This is a genomic window from Rhodococcus sp. P4_F5 (genome assembly GCF_056401315.1).
The window spans coordinates 72,564-89,957 of sequence record NZ_JBFUJP010000023.1 but is presented as its reverse complement, the minus strand read 5'-3'; the positions used below and the strand labels follow the sequence as shown (position 1 = coordinate 89,957).

The 17,394-nt window shown below is 69.3% G+C and carries 18 protein-coding genes; 9 read left to right on the top strand and 9 right to left on the bottom strand.

The features are described 5' to 3' along the window. From AC1DU4_RS12075 to AC1DU4_RS12065, 3 genes are all read right to left on the bottom strand, one after another. A partial coding sequence (locus AC1DU4_RS12075; RefSeq protein ID WP_477840067.1) for a carbon starvation CstA family protein occupies positions 1-2,253 on the bottom strand: 2,253 nt, incomplete at its 3' end. Between the two features lie 102 nt (positions 2,254-2,355). Further along, positions 2,356-3,933: an FMN-binding glutamate synthase family protein gene (locus AC1DU4_RS12070; protein ID WP_477840089.1), complete on the bottom strand. Its 1,578-nt coding sequence runs from the start codon at positions 3,931-3,933 to the stop codon at positions 2,356-2,358. A gap of 118 nt (positions 3,934-4,051) precedes the next feature. Beyond that, complete coding sequence (locus AC1DU4_RS12065; RefSeq protein WP_477840065.1) at positions 4,052-4,624, bottom strand: LysM peptidoglycan-binding domain-containing protein; 573 nt, start codon at positions 4,622-4,624, stop codon at positions 4,052-4,054. A gap of 145 nt (positions 4,625-4,769) precedes the next feature. On the opposite strand from AC1DU4_RS12065, the gene AC1DU4_RS12060 reads away from it, so the two are divergent. Beyond that, the gene (locus AC1DU4_RS12060) at positions 4,770-5,348 is read left to right on the top strand and encodes a class I SAM-dependent methyltransferase (RefSeq protein ID WP_477840063.1); all 579 of its coding nucleotides are present in this window, start codon (positions 4,770-4,772) and stop codon (positions 5,346-5,348) included. 8 nt (positions 5,349-5,356) lie between these two features. Here AC1DU4_RS12060 and AC1DU4_RS12055 read toward each other — a convergent pair whose 3' ends face one another. Continuing rightward, a complete protein-coding gene (locus AC1DU4_RS12055; RefSeq protein ID WP_477840061.1) occupies positions 5,357-5,581 on the bottom strand; it encodes a hypothetical protein in 225 nt (74 codons plus the stop codon). 213 nt (positions 5,582-5,794) lie between these two features. Here AC1DU4_RS12055 and ychF point away from each other — a divergent pair, with 213 nt between their 5' ends. Then, the gene (ychF, locus tag AC1DU4_RS12050) at positions 5,795-6,874 is read left to right on the top strand and encodes a redox-regulated ATPase YchF (RefSeq protein ID WP_477840060.1); all 1,080 of its coding nucleotides are present in this window, start codon (positions 5,795-5,797) and stop codon (positions 6,872-6,874) included. Positions 6,875-7,000: 126 nt separating this feature from the next. Here ychF and AC1DU4_RS12045 read toward each other — a convergent pair whose 3' ends face one another. After that, complete coding sequence (locus AC1DU4_RS12045; protein ID WP_477840057.1) at positions 7,001-7,570, bottom strand: TetR/AcrR family transcriptional regulator; 570 nt, start codon at positions 7,568-7,570, stop codon at positions 7,001-7,003. A gap of 187 nt (positions 7,571-7,757) precedes the next feature. On the opposite strand from AC1DU4_RS12045, the gene AC1DU4_RS12040 reads away from it, so the two are divergent. From AC1DU4_RS12040 to AC1DU4_RS12030, 3 genes are all read left to right on the top strand, one after another. Beyond that, on the top strand, positions 7,758-9,470 hold the full coding sequence (locus AC1DU4_RS12040; RefSeq protein ID WP_477840056.1) for a DUF3556 domain-containing protein: 1,713 nt from the start codon (positions 7,758-7,760) through the stop codon (positions 9,468-9,470). Positions 9,471-9,480: 10 nt separating this feature from the next. Then, on the top strand, positions 9,481-10,926 hold the full coding sequence (locus AC1DU4_RS12035; protein WP_477840087.1) for a phytoene desaturase family protein: 1,446 nt from the start codon (positions 9,481-9,483) through the stop codon (positions 10,924-10,926). A 90-nt stretch (positions 10,927-11,016) separates the two neighbouring features. Then, the gene (locus AC1DU4_RS12030; RefSeq protein ID WP_477840085.1) at positions 11,017-11,982 is read left to right on the top strand and encodes a glycoside hydrolase family 43 protein; all 966 of its coding nucleotides are present in this window, start codon (positions 11,017-11,019) and stop codon (positions 11,980-11,982) included. Positions 11,983-11,990: 8 nt separating this feature from the next. Here AC1DU4_RS12030 and AC1DU4_RS12025 read toward each other — a convergent pair whose 3' ends face one another. The 3 genes from AC1DU4_RS12025 to AC1DU4_RS12015 all read right to left on the bottom strand — a co-directional run bounded on the left by AC1DU4_RS12025 (position 11,991) and on the right by AC1DU4_RS12015 (position 14,307). Further along, positions 11,991-12,968 (bottom strand): pseudouridine synthase, encoded by a 978-nt coding sequence (locus AC1DU4_RS12025; protein ID WP_477840054.1) that lies wholly within the window; start codon positions 12,966-12,968, stop codon positions 11,991-11,993. Positions 12,969-13,075: 107 nt separating this feature from the next. Next, positions 13,076-13,210, bottom strand: a complete 135-nt coding sequence (locus AC1DU4_RS12020; RefSeq protein WP_255312561.1) for a hypothetical protein — start codon at positions 13,208-13,210, stop codon at positions 13,076-13,078. Positions 13,211-13,326: 116 nt separating this feature from the next. Next, positions 13,327-14,307, bottom strand: coding sequence for an NAD(P)-dependent alcohol dehydrogenase (locus AC1DU4_RS12015; protein WP_477840053.1), 981 nt, complete (start codon positions 14,305-14,307; stop codon positions 13,327-13,329). Positions 14,308-14,465: 158 nt separating this feature from the next. On the opposite strand from AC1DU4_RS12015, the gene AC1DU4_RS12010 reads away from it, so the two are divergent. Together AC1DU4_RS12010 and AC1DU4_RS12005 are read left to right on the top strand one after the other, a co-directional pair. After that, entirely contained in the window at positions 14,466-14,792 is a 327-nt protein-coding gene (locus AC1DU4_RS12010; RefSeq protein WP_477840051.1) for an ArsR/SmtB family transcription factor, read from the top strand. Between the two features lie 2 nt (positions 14,793-14,794). Next, positions 14,795-15,280, top strand: coding sequence for an SRPBCC domain-containing protein (locus AC1DU4_RS12005; protein WP_477840049.1), 486 nt, complete (start codon positions 14,795-14,797; stop codon positions 15,278-15,280). 13 nt (positions 15,281-15,293) lie between these two features. On the opposite strand, the gene AC1DU4_RS12000 is transcribed toward AC1DU4_RS12005, so the two are convergent. Beyond that, positions 15,294-15,659, bottom strand: coding sequence for a VOC family protein (locus tag AC1DU4_RS12000; protein WP_477840047.1), 366 nt, complete (start codon positions 15,657-15,659; stop codon positions 15,294-15,296). 130 nt (positions 15,660-15,789) lie between these two features. Here AC1DU4_RS12000 and AC1DU4_RS11995 point away from each other — a divergent pair, with 130 nt between their 5' ends. Continuing rightward, the gene (locus AC1DU4_RS11995; protein WP_477840045.1) at positions 15,790-16,215 is read left to right on the top strand and encodes a hypothetical protein; all 426 of its coding nucleotides are present in this window, start codon (positions 15,790-15,792) and stop codon (positions 16,213-16,215) included. A gap of 215 nt (positions 16,216-16,430) precedes the next feature. Continuing rightward, positions 16,431-17,138, top strand: coding sequence for a GntR family transcriptional regulator (locus AC1DU4_RS11990; protein ID WP_245709475.1), 708 nt, complete (start codon positions 16,431-16,433; stop codon positions 17,136-17,138). The last annotated feature ends 256 nt before the right edge of the window (positions 17,139-17,394 follow it).

Here is a 17,394-nt window from a genome sequence, read left to right as displayed (position 1 = left end):
GCCCTCCGCGATCAGCTCGTCCCACTCGTGCTGGACGGCCTTCTCCGCGGCGGTGGGCACGAAGCCGGCCGGACCGAAGAGCTTCGACGGCACCGGTGGGGTCTCGGTGTCGGGCAGCCCGCCGGCACGAAAGGCCTTGACGCAGACGAGGAGTCCGACCACCGCGACGATCAGGACCAGCACCGCGAACACGATCGACAGGGTGCCCTGGACGAAGGTGTTGCGGATGACCGCGTCGATCGCCTCGGGCGTCTTCGCCGAGCCGAAGCTGCTCAGCCCCGCGTTCCGGGCGTCGACGAAGTCCCGGTGCTGGGCCCAGTACCCGATCGCCGGGACATCCGAGAAGATCTTCTGCCAGGACGCGGTCATGGTCACGATCAGGTCCCAGACCAGGGGTACGGCCGGGATCCACGCCCACTTGAACAGCCCCTTCTTCATCACCACCACCAGCACCACCGTCAACGCGATCGCCGCGAGCAGTTGGTTCGCGATGCCGAACAGCGGGAACAGGGTGTTGATGCCGCCGAGCGGGTCGGTGACGCCCATCAGCAGGACCGCGCCCCACAGTCCCACCACGACGATCGAGCAGAACCAGGCGCCGAATCGCCAGGACGGGTCCTTGAACTTGTGGGCGGCGCCGCCGAAGTTGCCGAGCGAGTCGGACAGCATGAACCGGGCCACCCGGGTGCCGGCGTCGACGGTGGTGAGGATGAACAGCGCCTCGAACATGATCGCGAAGTGGTACCAGAACGACTTGAGGCTCTCCCCGCCGATGAACTGGCTCATCACCTCCGACATGCCGATGGCGAGCGTCGGGGCGCCGCCGGTGCGCGAGACGATGGACTCCTCGCCGACGTCCGCAGCGGCCTGGTTCAACTGCTCGGCGGTGATGTCGGCGCCGGGCAGGCCCAGGCTGTTGAGGTACTCGGGCGCGCTCTCCGCGGTGCCGCCGGTCAGCGCGGCGGGCGCATTGAGCGCGAAGTAGAGGTGCTGGTCGATGATGCACGCGGTGACCAGGGCCATGACGGCGACGAAGGACTCGGTGAGCATCCCGCCGTAGCCGATCATCCGGGTCTGCCGCTCCTTCTCGAGCAGTTTCGGGGTGGTGCCCGACGCGATCAGGGAGTGGAAGCCGGACAGGGCGCCGCAGGCGATGGTGATGAACAGGAACGGGAACAGCGATCCGGAGAACGCCGGGCCGTCGCCGTCCCAGGCGAACGAGGTGGTCGCGGGCATCTGGATCTGGGGGTGGGCCACCAGGATTCCGGCGGCCAGCAGCGCGATGGTCCCCACCTTCATGAAGGTGGACAGGTAGTCGCGGGGAGCGAGCAGCAGCCACACCGGCAGCACCGACGCGGCGAGCCCGTAGCCGATCATCAACCACGCGAGGGTCACCTTGGAGAGGGTGAACCAGTCGGTGCCCCAGCCGGTGTCGGCGACCCAGCCGCCGGAGACGATCGCGAGCAGCAGCAGCACAACGCCGATCAGGGAGACCTCGGAGACCTTGCCGGGTCGGAGGAACCGCAGGTAGACACCCATGAACAGGGCGATGGGGATGGTCATGGCGATGGAGAAGACGCCCCACGGGCTCTCCGCGAGCGAGTTCACCACCACCAGCGCGAGCACCGCGATGATGATGACCATGATGACGAAGACGCCGATCAGGGCGGCGATCCCGCCGACGACGCCGAGTTCCTCGCGGGCCATCTGACCGAGGCTCCGGCCCCGGCGCTTCGAGGAGATCCACAGCACCAGGAAGTCCTGGACGCCGCCGGCGAACACCACGCCGATGATGATCCACATGGTCCCGGGCAGGTACCCCATCTGCGCGGCGAGCACCGGACCGACCAGCGGACCGGCCCCGGCGATCGCCGCGAAGTGGTGACCGAACAGCACCCGCCGGTCGGTCGGCATGAAGTCCTTGCCGTTCTCGAGCACCTCGGCGGGCGTCGCCCGGTCGTCCCGGGGTTTGACGATGCGGCTCTCGACCAGCCGGGCGTAGAAGCGGTACGCGATGAGGTACGTGCACACCGCCGCGAGGACGAACCAGACGGAGCTCACGTGCTCGCCGCGCACGATCGCGATCATCGTCCAGGCGACGGCGCCGACCACGCCGATCGCCGCGAACACCACCTTCTTTGCTGGGGTGATCGGGGTCCGGTCGACGATGCCGACCGGCGGCAGGTCCGGGTCGGTGTACAGGTACTCGATGTACGGGTCCGACGCGGGTTTGCCGGGGGTGGTGGTGGTCATGGGGACCTCCTGGGCAGGCATCGACTGTGACCTACGTCACCCTATTCCGGTGGGGTCCAGTCTGCGCGCCGTCCGCGACGGTGTGCGGTCGAAGCCGGGAGGTCAGAACCGGTCGGCGTCGGCGTCGATCCAGTCCGTGAGCCAGCCGTCCGGCGGGTTGTCGAGCAACTCGCCGGGCAGCAGCCATTCGTACAGCTCGGCGTACGTCCGGGTGGTGTGCGCGTCGATCCGGCGGTTGAGCATGGACGGCCGCAGCTCGTCGAAACCGTCGAGGCCCATCGAGGCCACCATCTGCTTGGCGCTGGCCACCGTCGACTTCTGGAACCGGTGGACGCGGGCGGCCTTGTCGGGGACGTCCAGCGCCCGGGCCCGGGCGGGGTCCTGGGTGGCGACGCCGACGGGGCAGTGGTTGGTGTGGCAGGCCTGCGCCTGGATGCAGCCGACCGCGAACATCATCGCCCGCGCCGCCAGGGTGAAGTCGGCGCCCTGGATGACGCGCTTGACGATGTCGCTGCCGCTGGCGACCTTGCCGGATGCCCCGATCTTCACCCGGTCCCGCAGGCCGGCCCCGACCAGTGCGTTGTGCACGAGCATCAGGCCCTCGGTCAGCGGCATGCCCATGTGGTCCTCGAACTCCACCGGCGCCGCGCCGGTGCCGCCCTCGGACCCGTCCACGATGACGAAGTCCGCGGTGACGCCCTTCTCGACCATGGCCTTGCAGATCCCGAGGAACTCGACCCGGGACCCGACGCACAGCTTGAACCCGACCGGCTTGCCGCCGGACAGGGTGCGCAGGGTGGCGATGAAGTCGACGAGCTCGTTCGGGGTGTCGAAGGCGCTGTGCGCGGGCGGGGAGATCACGGTCTGGCCGACCGGGACGCCGCGGGTGGCGGCGATCTCGGCGCTCACCTTGGCGCCGGGCAGCACCCCGCCCAGGCCCGGCTTGGCGCCCTGGGAGAGCTTGACGGAGATGGCCTTGACCTGGTCGTCGGCGGCCTTGGCGGCAAACAGTTTCGGATCGAAATGTCCTGTGGCGGTGCGGCACCCGAAGTAGCCGGAGCCGATCTCCCAGATCAGGTCGCCGCCGTGCCTGCGGTGGTGGGAGCTGATGCCGCCCTCGCCGGTGTCGTGGGCGAACCCGCCGCGGGCGGCGCCCGCGTTCATCGCCTCGACGGCGTTGCCGGACAGCGAGCCGAAGCTCATCGCGGAGACGTTCAGCAGCGCGATGTCGTACGGCCGGGCGCAGTCCGGCCCGCCCAGTCGCACGGTCGGCGTCTCCTCGCCGGCATGCCGGGCGCGCAGCGAGTGCGCCATGAACTCGTGACCGGGCGCCTGCACGTCCCGTTCGGTGCCGAACGGCTCGTCGTCCTTGGTGCCCTTCGCGCGCTCGTAGACGAGGTCGCGGGTCTCCCGGTCGAACGGCGTTCCGTCGGTGGCTGATTCGACGAAGTACTGCTGGATCTCGGGTCGGATCCGCTCGAGCAGGAAGCGCGCGTGTCCGAGGACCGGGTAGTTGCGCAGGATGCTGTGGCGACGCTGCAGCAGGTCCCGGGTGCCGACGCAGGCGAACGCCAGGGCGATCACCGCGAGCACCCACCAGCCCGACGCCACCGCGACGGCGAGCGCGACCGCGGCCAGTCCGACCAGCCACATCCCGGCCACGATCAACCAGCGCACGATTGCCACCTCCAGCTCGGCCGGCCCGAAGTGGGGCGCGGCGCATGTCATTTCGACGGTGATGCGACTCGGCGACCCGGGCATGGGGTGCCGGGGTCGCCGAGTCGGGTGCTGCGGGGAACTACGCGGGGATGGTGAGGACCTGGCCCGCGTTGATCAGGTCCGGGTTCGGGATGCCGTTGGCGTCCGCGATCCGCTGGTACTGGTTGCCGTCGCCGTAGTAGCGCTCGGCGATGACCCACAGCGACTCGCCGTCACCGACGGTGTGGGTCTGCGGGGCCGGCGGCGCCGGGGGAGCGGGCGCGGGAGCCGGCTCCGGCTCGGGAGCGGGAGCGGGCGCGGCCTCGGGGGCCGCGGCCTCGACCGCGGTGTCGGTGGCCCAGACGGCCTTGTCGCCGGCGTACAGCACGACGTTGCGGTCGTCCTGCACGACGAGGCGGACGCCCGAGTTGCCGGAGGTCTGCGAGGCCCAGACGGGGTCGTTGCCCTCGGTGTAGAGGACAAAGTTGCCGTCGTCCTGGAGGTCGGCCTTGACCGCGCTCTTGCCGTTCGTCTTGCTGGCCCAGACGGCGTTGCCGGCCTCGCTCAGCACGAGGTTGCCGTCGTCCTGCAGCGTCAGCGCGTAGGCGCCGTTGCCCGAGGTGAGCGACTGTCCGGTCGACAGGCTCGATCCGGCCTGCAAGGTGTCCGCCACGTGTGTCCCCTTTCAAGGGCATTTCAGGTGATGTGTATTCGATGTGAACCATGACGGACCCCGGGAACATGACCCCCCACCGTTCGCGGCGAAGCCTACCTGCGGGCGCGGGCAAATCGGCTGTGCGAAACGTACTCTGGGCGCCGTGACCCGATGGCAGAACGAGCGAGACGAGGCGCAGTCGCGCGCCTACATCCAACGATTCGAGCAGCTGGCGGCCGACGGGGCGGACCTGCACGGCGAGGCCCGGATGGTCGACGCCCTGCTGGCGCCCGGGTCACGGGTCCTCGACGCGGGCTGCGGGACCGGGCGTGTCGGACTCGAACTCGCCCGGCGCGGCCACGCGGTGACCGCGGTGGACCTGGACCCGGTTCTGGTGGCGGCGGCGCGCGCGCATCCGGAGCTGACGGTGCACCTCGCCGACCTCGCGGAGCTGGACCTGCCCGGCGAGGTGTTCGACGCGGTGGTCGCCGCGGGCAACGTGATGATCTTCGTCGAGCCCGGCACGGAGCGGGCGGTGCTTGGCCGGCTCGCCGCGCACCTGGCGCCGGGCGGGGTGCTGGTGGTCGGGTTCGCCGCGGGCTACCGCTACACCGTCGACGACTACGACGCCGACCTGGCGGCGGTCGGCCTGGTCCGCGAGCACCGATTCGGGACCTGGGATCTGCGGCCCTGGCACGCCGATGCGGACTGGGCGGTGACGGTCGCGCGAAAGCGAGGGTAGCGCCCGCCTCAGGCCCAACAGGCCAGGGCGATGCCCCCGGCGAACGGAATCACGGCCAAGGGCGCACAGGACAGCGCGGCACCCAACGGGCCCTGCTGTGGGCTGAGGTATGCGGGCTGGACGGGCGCGGGGATCGGCGATGCCGGTCCGGCGGCGGCGATCGTCGGGACGAACGCGAAAGCCGGCACCGCGGCCGCGGCCACTATCGCTGCGCGGAGTGAATTTCTGGTCATTGTGTTCCTCCTGGTGGCGGCGTCGCGCACCGCGCGGCTCCGGGGTGCCCTCGGATTGCGCTCTTCTCATTGTGAGCGCCGGGTCACCGCATGTCACGGCCGTGAGCTACTCGTTTTGCCCGCCGTCGACGAGCTTTGACGCGGGTACCGATCCGCAGGTCTACGGACCGGTGTGTGCAGGGCGCCCACACCGGTCCGTAGACTCTGGAGACCGTGAGCCTTACCCTCGGAATCGTCGGACTGCCCAACGTCGGCAAGTCCACCCTTTTCAACGCGCTGACCAACAACGACGTGCTGGCCGCGAACTACCCGTTCGCGACCATCGAGCCCAACGTCGGCATGGTCGAGCTGCCCGATCCGCGGCTGGTCAGGCTCGCCGAGATCTTCGGCTCCGAGCGGATTCTCCCCGCGACGGTCTCCTTCGTCGACATCGCCGGAATCGTCAAGGGCGCGTCCGAGGGCGCCGGCCTGGGCAACAAGTTCCTGGCCAACATCCGCGAGGCCGACGCCATCTGCCAGGTGGTTCGCGTGTTCGCTGACGACGACGTGGTGCACGTCGACGGCCGCGTCGACCCCGCGTCGGACATCGAGGTGATCGAGACCGAGCTCGTCATCGCCGACATGCAGACTCTCGAGAAGGCCCTCCCGCGGCTGGACAAGGAAGCGCGCAAGAACAAGGAGCTCAAGCCGCTGCACGACGAGGCGCTCAAGGCTCAGGCGTTCCTCAACGAGGGCAAGACCCTGTTCAGCGTCAAGGACAAGCTGGACTTCGGGCTGCTGCGCGAGCTGAGCCTGCTCACCACCAAGCCGTTCCTGTACGTCTTCAACGCCGACGAGGCCGTGCTCACCGACGAGGCGAAGGTCGCCGAGCTGCGGGCGTCGGTCGCCCCCGCGGACGCGGTGTTCCTCGACGCGAAGGTCGAGCAGGAGCTGCTCGAGCTGGACGAGGAGGACCGCCAGGAGATGCTCGACTCGATCGGCCAGTCCGAGCCCGGCCTGCACGCGCTCGCCCGGACCGGCTTCCACACCCTCGGGCTGCAGACCTACCTCACCGCCGGCCCCAAGGAGTCGCGCGCCTGGACCATCCACAAGGGCGACACCGCCCCGCAGGCGGCCGGCGTCATCCACACCGACTTCGAGCGCGGCTTCATCAAGGCCGAGATCGTGTCCTTCGCGGACCTGGACGAGGCGGGTTCGATGGCCGCGGCCAAGGCCGCCGGCAAGGTGCGCATGGAGGGCAAGGAGTACGTGATGGTCGACGGCGACGTGGTGGAGTTCCGCTTCAACGTCTAGGACCCCAGTTCCGCGGCCTGTTCGAGGCTGCCCGTCCGCAGCAGAACCCGCAGAGGCCCGGCGCAGCTCGTCCCCGGCCCTGTGGGTTCTGTCGTCTGTGTCGGGCCACAAGGTGGCGGTAGGTGTTCAGCGTGACGCCGGGTTGAACACCGGACCGAGAAACGTCTGCAGGTAGGTCAACAGAGCCTCCCGGTCGTCCACGTCGACTGCGGATCCCGGCGTCCCCACCAGGGAGACGAGCATCCGGACCAGCCATTCCGCCGCGCCGGGCAGGTCGAGGTCCTCGCGGGCCAGACCGCGTTGCTGGGCGTCACGCAGCCGGTCCACCCAGAAGTCGGACAGCTGGGCGACCACGTCCTGGGAGTAGGTGCCCATGATCTCGGCGTACTCGTGCGGTTCCCGGGCGGCCAGTTCAACGGCCAACGGCCCCAAGGGATTCTGCCTCGACAGCACGACCGCCTCGGTCAGCATGCCGGACACGCTGTCCTGTCGCGCGATCCGATCGGCCGCGTCCTCCCAGAAGTCCGCGCCCCGGCGGATCAGCGCCGCCGAGAGCAGCGTCGCCTTGTCGGCGAAGAACCGGTACAGGTAGGCGCGGCTGACATCGGCTTCCTGCGCCACGGCGCGCACGGTGGTGCGGCGGATCCCGTCGCGCGTCAGACAGAGTTCGGCGGCGTCCAGGATGCGGTCGCGCACGACGCTGGAGTCGGGTTTCRTCGCCGCTCGATCATAGGGCGTCGAAAAGTTCGGAGTGTTCTTCTTGTAAACACTTGTGTCGAAGTGTCTACAAAGCACTACGTTCTCCACCATGACCGGCCGCGCGGAGGCCCGGTCGCCGACCGAGGCGACGTCGTGTCGGAACGGTGAGCGCTACGGAGGACCTATGGGATTCCTGCTGCCGGTGGAACCGGACATCGACGCGGACGAGTTGCGCCGCGGCCGGCGACCCACCCAGATGCGCATCCTCTCGGAGAACTACCTCTCACAAGGTTTCGGGACACCCGATGTGGTGTACCTCGGCTATCTCGTGAAGATCGCCCTGTTCATCCTCGGCGCGGCATGCTTCGCGTTGACCACGCCCGGCGTGGACGGCCTGCTCGACGTCGGCCAGTGGTGGGCGCTGCCGGTCGTGTGGCAGAAGGTCGTGCTCTGGTGCATCCTCTTCGAGGTCACCGGCCTGGGCTGCGGGTTCGGGCCCCTGAACCTGCGCTTCCTGCCGCCGTTGGGTTCGTTCCTCTACTGGTTCCGCCGTGGAACCATCCGGATGCCGCCGTGGCCCGGACGAGTTCCGCTCACCTCCGGAAACCGGCGCGGCGTCGTCGACATCGTCCTGTACGCCGCGCTGCTCGTCTCGTTGCTGGTGGCGTTGGTCTCCGCGACCGCTGCCGGGACGGTTCAGCTGCCGTGGCAGAAGGTGGCCGTCGTCCTGGGACTACTCGCGGTCATCGGACTGCGGGACCGGACGATATTCCTGGCCGCCCGTGCGGAGGTCTACGGCGCGATTGCCGTGACCTTCCTCGTGCCGTTCCCCGACTCCATCGTGGCCGCCAAGTTCGTCCTGCTGTGCATCTGGTGGGGTGCGGCGGTCTCGAAGCTCAACGTGCACTTCCCGTCGGTGGTGCAGGCGATGGAGGCGAACAGCCCGCTGTGGCGAACGAAGCGCATCAAGCACCTCTTCACCAAGTCGTACCCCGATGACCTGCGCCCGTCCGGGCTCTCGAAGTTGCTCGCCCACGGCGGAACCGCGATCGAGTTCGGCGTTCCGCTCGTGCTGATCCTCTCCGGCGGCGGCACCGTCACGACGGTCGCAGCGACCGTGATGATCCTGTTCCACCTGCACATCATCGTGACGATCCCGATGGGGACGCCGCTCGAGTGGAATGTGTTCATGATCTTCGCCGTGCTGACGCTGTTCGTGGACAAGGCGTCCCTGGGGCTCGGCGACCTCGTGCATCCGGCGGTCCTGCTGATCCCGGCCGTCAGCTTCCTCCTCGTGATCCTCGGCAACCTGTTCCCGGAGCGGATCTGCTTCCTGCTCGGGATGCGGTACTACGCCGGGAACTGGGACACCACCGTCTGGTGCCTCTCGCCCAGCGGCGAGCGGAAGCTGACCGACGGCACGATCCGCTTCGCGATGCTGCCGCACCGCCAGTTGGAGAAGGTCTACGGCGGCGAGGACGAGGCCCGGGCCACGCGGCTCACCGGCTTCGCGTTCCGCGCGATCCACACGCACGGTCGCGCGCACGCCGCGCTGCTGCCCCGGCTCCTGGCCGACCGACCCGCGACGGAGTACGTGGAACTCGACGGCGAGACGGTGGCCGGCGTCGTGCTCGGCTGGAACTTCGGCGACGGGCACCTGCACTCCGAGCAGCTCGTCGAGACGCTCCAGGAGCTGTGCGGCTTCGAGCCGGGTGAACTGCGGGTGCTGGTCCTGGACGCCCAGCCGATCCACAGGCAGACCCAGGCCTACCGGTTGCTCGACGCCACCACCGGTGAGTTCGAGCGGGGCACGGTCCGGGTCGCGGACATGGTCAACCGGCAACCGTGGGCCGACGACATGCCGGTGACGGTGAGCGACGCCGCTCGGGCGCGCTGACATGGCGAACGTGAGGACCGCGGTCGTGGTCGGTTCCGGCCCCAACGGGCTGGCCGCCGCCGTCCGGCTGGCCGGGCACGGAGTGAAGGTGACGGTGCTCGAAGCCGCCGAGAGTCCGGGAGGAGGCGCGCGCACCGGCGAACTGACGCTGCCCGGACTGCTGCACGACGTCTGTTCCGCGGTGCACCCGTTCGGGGTCGCCTCGCCGTACCTGGCGACGCTGCCGCTCGCCGAGCACGGCCTGCGGTGGCGGTGGCCCGAGATCGACCTCGTCCATCCGCTCCCGGACGGGTCGGCCGGTGTGCTGGCCGGCGACATCGACCGCACGGCCGCCGGGATGGGTGCGGACGCCGCCGCCTGGCGTCGGGTCTTCGGGCCCCTGGCACGCAGCTTCGACACCCTCGCCCCCGAGGTGCTCGGCCCGCTCCTGCGAGTGCCCCGGCATCCGATCGCGTTGGCCAGGTTCGGACTCCGGGCCGGACTCCCGGCCACCGTGCTGGCCAGGGCCTTCCGCACACCGCAGGCCCGGGCCCTGTTCATGGGGTGCGCGGCGCACCTGTTCCAGCCCCTGAACCGTCCGCTGTCGGCGTCCGTGGGCGTGATGCTGGTGGCGGCCGGGCATCGGCACGGCTGGCCGGTCGCCGAGGGCGGCTCGCAGGCGATCATCTCGGCGCTGGTCTCCGTCCTGCGGGAGCGCGGCGGGGAGGTCGAGTGCAACGCTCCGGTCAGGTCGTTCGCCGATCTGCCGGCGGCCGACGTGACGCTGTTCGACACCACCCCGCAGGCGGCCGCCGAGATCCTCGGCGAGCGGCTCGGCGGGCGGAGCAGGCGCCGGTACCGGTCCTACAGGTTCGGCCCGGCCGCCTTCAAGGTGGACCTGGCCGTGCGCGAGGGAGTCCCGTGGACCAACGAGTCGGCGCGCAGGGCCGGCACGGTCCATCTGGGCGGCACCGCCGGTGAGGTGGCGGCCGCGGAGGCCGCAGTCGTGACGGGCCGGATGCCGGAGCGACCGTTCGTGCTCGTCGGGCAGCAGTACCTGGCCGACCCGAACCGATCGGCCGAGGGAGTGCATCCGATCTGGGCGTATGCGCACGTCCCGTCCGGCTACGACGGGGACGCGACGGAGGTCGTGATGGACCAGATCGAGGCGTACGCGCCCGGTTTCCGCGGCCGGGTCGTCGCAGTGCATGCCACCGGTCCGACAGAGTACGAGCGCTACAACGCGAACTACGTCGGGGGCGACATCGGGGGAGGGGCAAACACGCCGCTCCAGATGGTCGGGCGACCGGGGTTCGCGCTCGACCCCTACGCGACCGGGGTCGACGGCATGTTCCTGTGCTCGGCCTCCACGCCTCCCGGTGCGGGCGTGCACGGCATGTGCGGGGCCGGCGCTGCCGCGAGCGCGTTGCGCAGTCTGGGCGTCGATGTGCAGCCCATCGGGCGCCGAGCCGACTGACGGGCGTCAGATTCGTCGGGGGTAACGATCCGCCCGCCTGCGGCCAAAGATGCGCATGGTGTGACTGCTGTCATAGATACTGCACCGGTGATGCTGACCAAACGAAGTGGCTTTTCCGCCATGTCGATGGTGCTGCTCGCTGTCGCGGGCTTGCTGGTCGCGACCCCGGGCAGCAGCGGCGCACAGCCCGCCTGGCAGTACACGATGGTGGCGTTCAGCAACGCCAGCGGGCGCGACCTGGATGTGTACGGGTCTGGGGACGCCACTCACTTCCAGCCCCTCCGACTGTCGGCGTATCGGCCGCCGTCAGGGGCGGTGCGTGACCCGAGCATCTTCCGGCACACGGACGGGTCCTACTACCTCACCTACACCACAGTCGACGGGGCGAACATCGGCTTCGCGCGCAGCAGTGACCGCATCGACTGGACGTTCCTGGGGGCCTGGCCGGTCCCGCTCTGCTGCGCCTTCCTGCCGGGCACGGGAGACGGAACGGGATCGGCGAGCCCACCGGGCTCCTCGGGGTCGGCCGGGTTCAGCGACGGGCCGTCGCTGTCGCCGTTCACCACGAAGGCCTGGGCACCCGAATGGTTCGTGGACGGCGACCGTGTCCACGTCATCCTGTCGATGTCGACGGGCGGCGGGTTCGTGCCGTATCTGATGACCGCGCTGGATCCGTCGCTCCGAATCTGGGGCCCGCCCGTTCCGCTCGACGGGATCGGCGCGGACCACATCGACACCACCGTGGTCAAGGTGGGATCGACCTATCACGCGTTCACCAAGAACGAGACGAAGAAGGTCATCGAGCATGCGGTCGCGCCGTCGGTGACGGGACCCTATTCCTTCGTCCCGGCTGGGAATTGGGGTTCGCTGCGGGAGGGCCCAGCCGTGGTTCAGTTGCCGAACGGCGCCTGGCGGATGTATTTCGACGCCTATACCGAGGGAAAGTACTTCTATTCCGACAGTACGGATGGGCTGAACACCTGGTCGCCCGCGCAGGAGCTTCCAGGCCTTTCCGGGACGGTGCGCCATATCGGCGTGATGAGGGAGCCTGCGTAACGGTCCGCTCAGTGCACCGACACGGGTGCCTCGCCGAGGACCCGGCGGGTGACGAACCGCCGCGGCATCCCCGACAGCGGATCGGTGAATTCCAGTTCCCGCGCGAGCAATTGGAGCGGGAGGGAATGATCGTCCGGCGCCTCGGGCAGCAGGTCGGGGTATCGCCGGTCGCCCAGGATCCCGACGCCGAGTGCCGCCAGGTGCACCCGCAACTGGTGCATCCGTCCGGTGTGCGGACGCAGAACCGTGTACAGCACAGCACGTCCGGAGGCGCTCACGCCCGTCCCTCGCACCTCGACCGCCGTCTCGGCGTTGGGCTCACGGACGTCGTCGACGGCGACCCGCAACTCGCCGCGCCGAGCCTCGATGTGGTTGCGGTAGACGAGGGGAACGGCGCGTCCGGCGAGCGCCGGTGCGTCCGGGTCCCACCCGGGCGGTCGCGCCGACACCGCCTCGTAGACCTTCACGACCCGCCGCTTCTCGAACAGCGACTGGTATGCGCCGCGCGTCGCGGGGCGGGCCGAGAACATCACCACGCCCGCGGTCCCGCGGTCGAGTCGATGGATCGGCGCCAGGTCCGGGTTGTCGAGGCGGACCCGCAGTCGGACGAGCGCCGACTCGCGCAGGTAGCGCCCGCTCGGGGTGGTCGGTAGGAAGTGCGGCTTGTCGATCACGACGAGGTCGTCGTCGACGTGCAGGATCTCCTCGTGGAACGGCACCGGATCCTCCGCCGGCAGATCGCGGTAGTACCAGACGAACGGGTGCGCACTCAACGCCGTGCCGCGACCGATCGGATGGCCGTCGGTGCCGACGATCTCGCCGGCATCGAACCGTCGGTGCAGGTCGTCGGCGTCCAGGTGGTCGAACCTCGCGACGACGTACTCGGCGATCGTCGCCCACGGCCCGGACGTCGGGACGCGCAGCCGCGTCGGTCCGACCCCGTTCTTGACGGGCAGCGGTGAGGGCATCGGCACGCGCGCAATCATCCCACGACGAACGAGAACGGCCCCGCCTCGAGGCGGGGCCGTTCCCGTTTTGGAGGCGCCGAGTCCGAACCGGACGGCCCTGACGCGCTACCTCTCACGTTCGTCGGTCAGATCACGGCGCCTTCGAAGAGCACGCTGTACAGCCCGCCCACCACGAATGTCACGACGTAGAGCGCCCCCCTGATCGGGTCTCCGGCGTTCGCGCCCTCTTGAAGCCAATTCATGATCTCGATCGATCCCATGTCCCCACTCCTCACCTCACGCTGACAGTGTCCATCGACTGTGTCGCCGTCACGGGCGCCGGCGTTACAGGCCGCGTGGGAGGGCGAATTCCCATACGGGACTCCAGAAGTCCGTCTCAGCGGGTACCGCGCTGACGGCCGACGGTGACCGTCACGTTGCCGACCTTGTGGCCCAGGTCCACGTATCGGTGTGCCTCGACGATCCGGTCCATCGGAAAGCTGCGGTCGACGACGACGCGCAGCCCGTCGGACTCGAGCAGCTCCTTCACGAAGGCAAGCGCCGACTTCTTCTCCACGGACATCCCGGGCCGGACGGTCCTTCCGCCACGCAAGGCAGTCCACGCACCGAGTGGCCAGTTGATCAGGCCGGTGGTGGGGAGGTAGCAGCCGTGCGGCGTGAGCGCCCGGCGGCATCGCGCGAACGACGTCGCGGTGATGGTGTCGAAGATGACGTCGTAGGTGCCGTGACGGGAGCTGAAGTCCTCCCGGTGGTAGTCGACGACGTGGTCGGCTCCCAGTGCGGTGACCAGGTCGGCGTTGCGGGAGCCGCACACCGCGGTGACTTCGGCGCCGAAGCGTTTGGCCAGCTGCACCGCGTAGGTCCCGATGCTGCCGGAGGCGCCGTTGACCAACACGTGCTGGCCACCGCGGACGCGTGCCCGGTCCCGAAGGAAGTACAGCGCGGTCGACGGGCCGTCCACCGCGGCGGCCGCCTGCTCGAAGCCGATTCCGGTCGGCATCCGCTCGAGCGACGCGGTCTCCGGCAGGCAGACGTACTCGGCGCAGGCGCCGAGACGGAATCCGGTGAACCCGAAAACCTGGTCGCCCGGCGCGAACCGGCTGCCGTCCCCGCCAGTAGCTTCGACCTCTCCGGCAAATTCGAGCCCCAGGGTCCGCCGCTTCTCTCGTGGTCGCGTGACGCCGAGGATCAGGCGTCCCCAGCGGGGGCGCCCCCTGCGCATCAGGGTTTCGGCCCGGGTCACCGTCGTCGCGCGCACCCGCACAAGCACCTCGCCCGGCCGCGGCGTGGGGCGGTCCACCTCGTGGATGCCGAGGACTTCCGGCGGCCCGAACTCGGTGTACATGACGGCTTTCACCGGTAGACCCTCCCTCCCGGGGTGCGCGGCCCAGCCCCTCGCCCCGCGCTCGGTTCCATCGTCGTCCAATCTGAGGCAGAACGAGTACCGGGACGGTGCCGGAGTACTGGCACCCGGGCCATTGACACCAGTCGGGCCACCGGTGAATACTGAACTAGATGGTTCAGTATTCACGCCTCGACGTCTCGTTCGCGGCGCTCTCCGATCCCACCCGACGTGGGATCCTCGAGCACCTCGGGCGGACGGACGCCACGGTCAGCGAGCTGGCGGAGCGTTTCGAGATGACGCTCACCGGCATCACGAAGCACCTGCGCCTGCTCGAGGGCGCGGGCATGGTCGTGACCGAGAAGCGCGGCCGCGTGCGCCACTGCCGGCTCGGCACGAACCCGCTCGACCGGGAGGCCGCCTGGATCAGGGGCCGCCAACTCGAGATCGAGGGCCGCCTGGACCGTCTCGGACAGTTCCTCAACCGCATGGAGGAGTAACGATGACCACGCAACACACCCCCGCCGCCGCGACCGTGTCCACCCCCGGCGACCGGGACATCCACGTCGAACGCGTCTTCAACGCCACCCGCGACCGGGTCTGGGCCGCATACACCGAACCCGACCAGCTCGCCCAGTGGTGGGGGCGCGGAAACCCGCTCGACGTCGAGCGCTGGGAATTCGAGCGCGGCGGCCACTGGCGATTCGTCGAGCACCACGAGGGCGGATCCGACGGCTTCGAGGGGCGCTTCCGGGAGATCGCCCCGAAGGAGCGGCTGGTCTACTCCTTCGAGTGGGACGGCATGCCCGCGCACCCGTGCATCGATTCCGTCGAATTCGTCGACCTCGGAGACGGCCGCACCAAGGTGGTCGTCGACAGTCAGTTCCTCACCGCCGCCGAACGCGACGGCATGCTGCAGTCCGGCATGGAGGACGGCATGAACGCCAGCCATGCGGCGCTCGACGCGCTACTGGCGAAGGCCGGCTGAACGCTGCCGCGCTTCAGTCGCGGCGGCACAGGCAGAAGTAGTGCCCGGCAGGGTCGGCGAACACCGTGAAGCTCGGATGGTCCCGGGGACCCTCGATCCGCCGGGCGCCGAGTCCGACCACCCACGCCTCGGCCGCGTCCAGGTCGTCGACGAGCAGGTCGAGATGGACGCGGACGCCCTCGGCCGGCCAGTCGAGTGGGCTGAAGTCCGGTGCCAGCTGAAACGCCAGCCGTTGTGCCCCCGGCCCCTGGAGGACCATCCAGTCGTCCTCGGATCTCGTGACCTCCCAGCCGAGCACGTCACGGTAGAAGCCGGCCAACACCGCCGGGTCCGGGCAGTCCAGTACCGGGTAGTCGAGCCCGATTTGGGGGCGGGTCATGGGCTCGAGCCTAGGCGGCAGGACCGGGTACTCGACACCCTTCGTGCGATCGCCGGCTGCTGCCGGTCGCCGGTGGAGTTAGGCTCGGTACTTCTTGGGTCGGGTCTGTCCAGTGGGGGAGGAGATCGCCGTGAATGTCGTTCGTAGGCTCGGAATGTGCGCCACAGTCGTTGTGGCATCGGGGTTGTCGGTGGTGGGCGTTGCGGCCGCGGCGCCGGTGACGGTTCCGTTTCAGATCGATCCCGCCCCGTTCGGGAATCCGAACGGAAGCTTCGACGTGCCCCCGATCCGGTGCGCGGCGGTGGTCGGCGACCGGCCCGGCGTCGTGCTGATCACCGGCGGCAAGCCGGGTCGGTGGGGCTGCCCGCTCTCCTCCCAGGTGCAGTGGCTGAACCTGTCGACCGGGGCGACCGGCTCCGCTCAACTGTCGGACGGTCTGCACGGGTTCCCGGCCGAAACGACGCTGAACACCGGTGCCGGACAGGTCGTTGTCACCGTCAACCCGCTGGGGGGCGGATCGGTCACTCCGGGCTTCGCCACGTTCGCGGTGCCGTGACAGGCGGGCGGCCGGCTGAAGGGTGACCGGGACCGGCATTGCGCGGCTGATCCCGTCCCTCGAAGGAAAGTCCGGGTCGGTGCATCATGGGAGTGAAAGGTCAAGGCTAGAATCGGCCGCACAATCATTACCGAGTGGAAGGGTCGACCATGGGGAGGAGCAGGACGCGGGATCTCCCCGACCTTTCCGTCTTACTACTTCCGCAGACCGAGTTGATGCTCGCAGTCGAGCACGCGGTCCTGCGGAATCGGAGCACGGGATGGGTGGCGGCGTCGCTGGCCGAACAGATCGCGGCCAAGCTGGCGGGAGTCATCACGCTCGACCTCGTGAGCACCGGCCAGCGGCTGCTGGAGCAGGACATCAGCGAAGTCCTGGAGGTCAGCCGCGCGCCCGTTCGTGAGGCTCTGCGGATTCTCGAGCGCGACCGGTTGGTCGAGTTCCAGTCTCGCCGGGGCGCCATCGTGATGGCGCCGACCTCCAGCGAGCTTCAGGACACCTTCGCGGTCCGGGGGGCTCTCTACGCCATGCTGCTGCGGCAGGAGGTGGAGTCGCAGCCCGTCCGGCTGAAGGAAGTCTTCGAGGAGCACCTGCCTCGGATCCTCGTCTCCTCACGCGAGTCGCCGGATGCGTACGCGGGGTCGACGTTCATGCTGAACTGCGCGATGGCGGAGATGGCCCGGAATCGCACTCTGGGGGAACTGCTCCTGTCGCTGTCGACCCAGACCATGCGGTACGTCCGGCTGGGCCTGGTGTCGAACCCCGAGCAGTTGCCCGAGCTCGAAAAGAGCTGGGAGAGCTTGTACAAGGCCGTCGGCAACGGTGACATCGACCGGGTGATCGAGATTGCCGAGGGTCGAGTCGCGAAGATCCAGGACCTCGCGGTCGAGGCGCTCAAGCGTGTCGAGGCCTCGGCTTCCGACTGACCGCATCGGTCGGGCCGCCACACTCGTGATGTGTGCGCGGACTCCGGGCGAGCCGAAGTGCCGGCGAGGCACGGACTCCGCGACTGTCTGTACCGGTGGCGAATGGGATGCCCGTCGCGGACCCGACTCGCCACCTCGTAGCGGCCGGCCGCGACCTTCGGGCGGCTGATCTTGTCTCCTGCAACCTGCCCGGTCCCGAGAAACCCTCACTATCTTGTCGACATTAATCACGCGAGGTGATAACTTGTGATCCATG

Excerpts from the sequence above, each read along its gene's own strand:
- AC1DU4_RS12055 (WP_477840061.1), bottom strand. The coding sequence starts at position 5,581 with ATGACCAGAAATTCACTCCGCGCAGCGATAGTGGCCGCGGCCGCGGTG.
- AC1DU4_RS12040 (WP_477840056.1), top strand. The coding sequence starts at position 7,758 with ATGGGATTCCTGCTGCCGGTGGAACCGGACATCGACGCGGACGAGTTG.
- AC1DU4_RS12030 (WP_477840085.1), top strand. The coding sequence starts at position 11,017 with ATGCTGACCAAACGAAGTGGCTTTTCCGCCATGTCGATGGTGCTGCTC.
- AC1DU4_RS12025 (WP_477840054.1), bottom strand. The coding sequence starts at position 12,968 with ATGATTGCGCGCGTGCCGATGCCCTCACCGCTGCCCGTCAAGAACGGG.
- AC1DU4_RS12020 (WP_255312561.1), bottom strand. The coding sequence starts at position 13,210 with ATGGGATCGATCGAGATCATGAATTGGCTTCAAGAGGGCGCGAACGCC.
- AC1DU4_RS12010 (WP_477840051.1), top strand. The coding sequence starts at position 14,466 with ATGGTTCAGTATTCACGCCTCGACGTCTCGTTCGCGGCGCTCTCCGAT.
- AC1DU4_RS12005 (WP_477840049.1), top strand. The coding sequence starts at position 14,795 with ATGACCACGCAACACACCCCCGCCGCCGCGACCGTGTCCACCCCCGGC.
- AC1DU4_RS12000 (WP_477840047.1), bottom strand. The coding sequence starts at position 15,659 with ATGACCCGCCCCCAAATCGGGCTCGACTACCCGGTACTGGACTGCCCG.
- AC1DU4_RS11990 (WP_245709475.1), top strand. The coding sequence starts at position 16,431 with ATGCTCGCAGTCGAGCACGCGGTCCTGCGGAATCGGAGCACGGGATGG.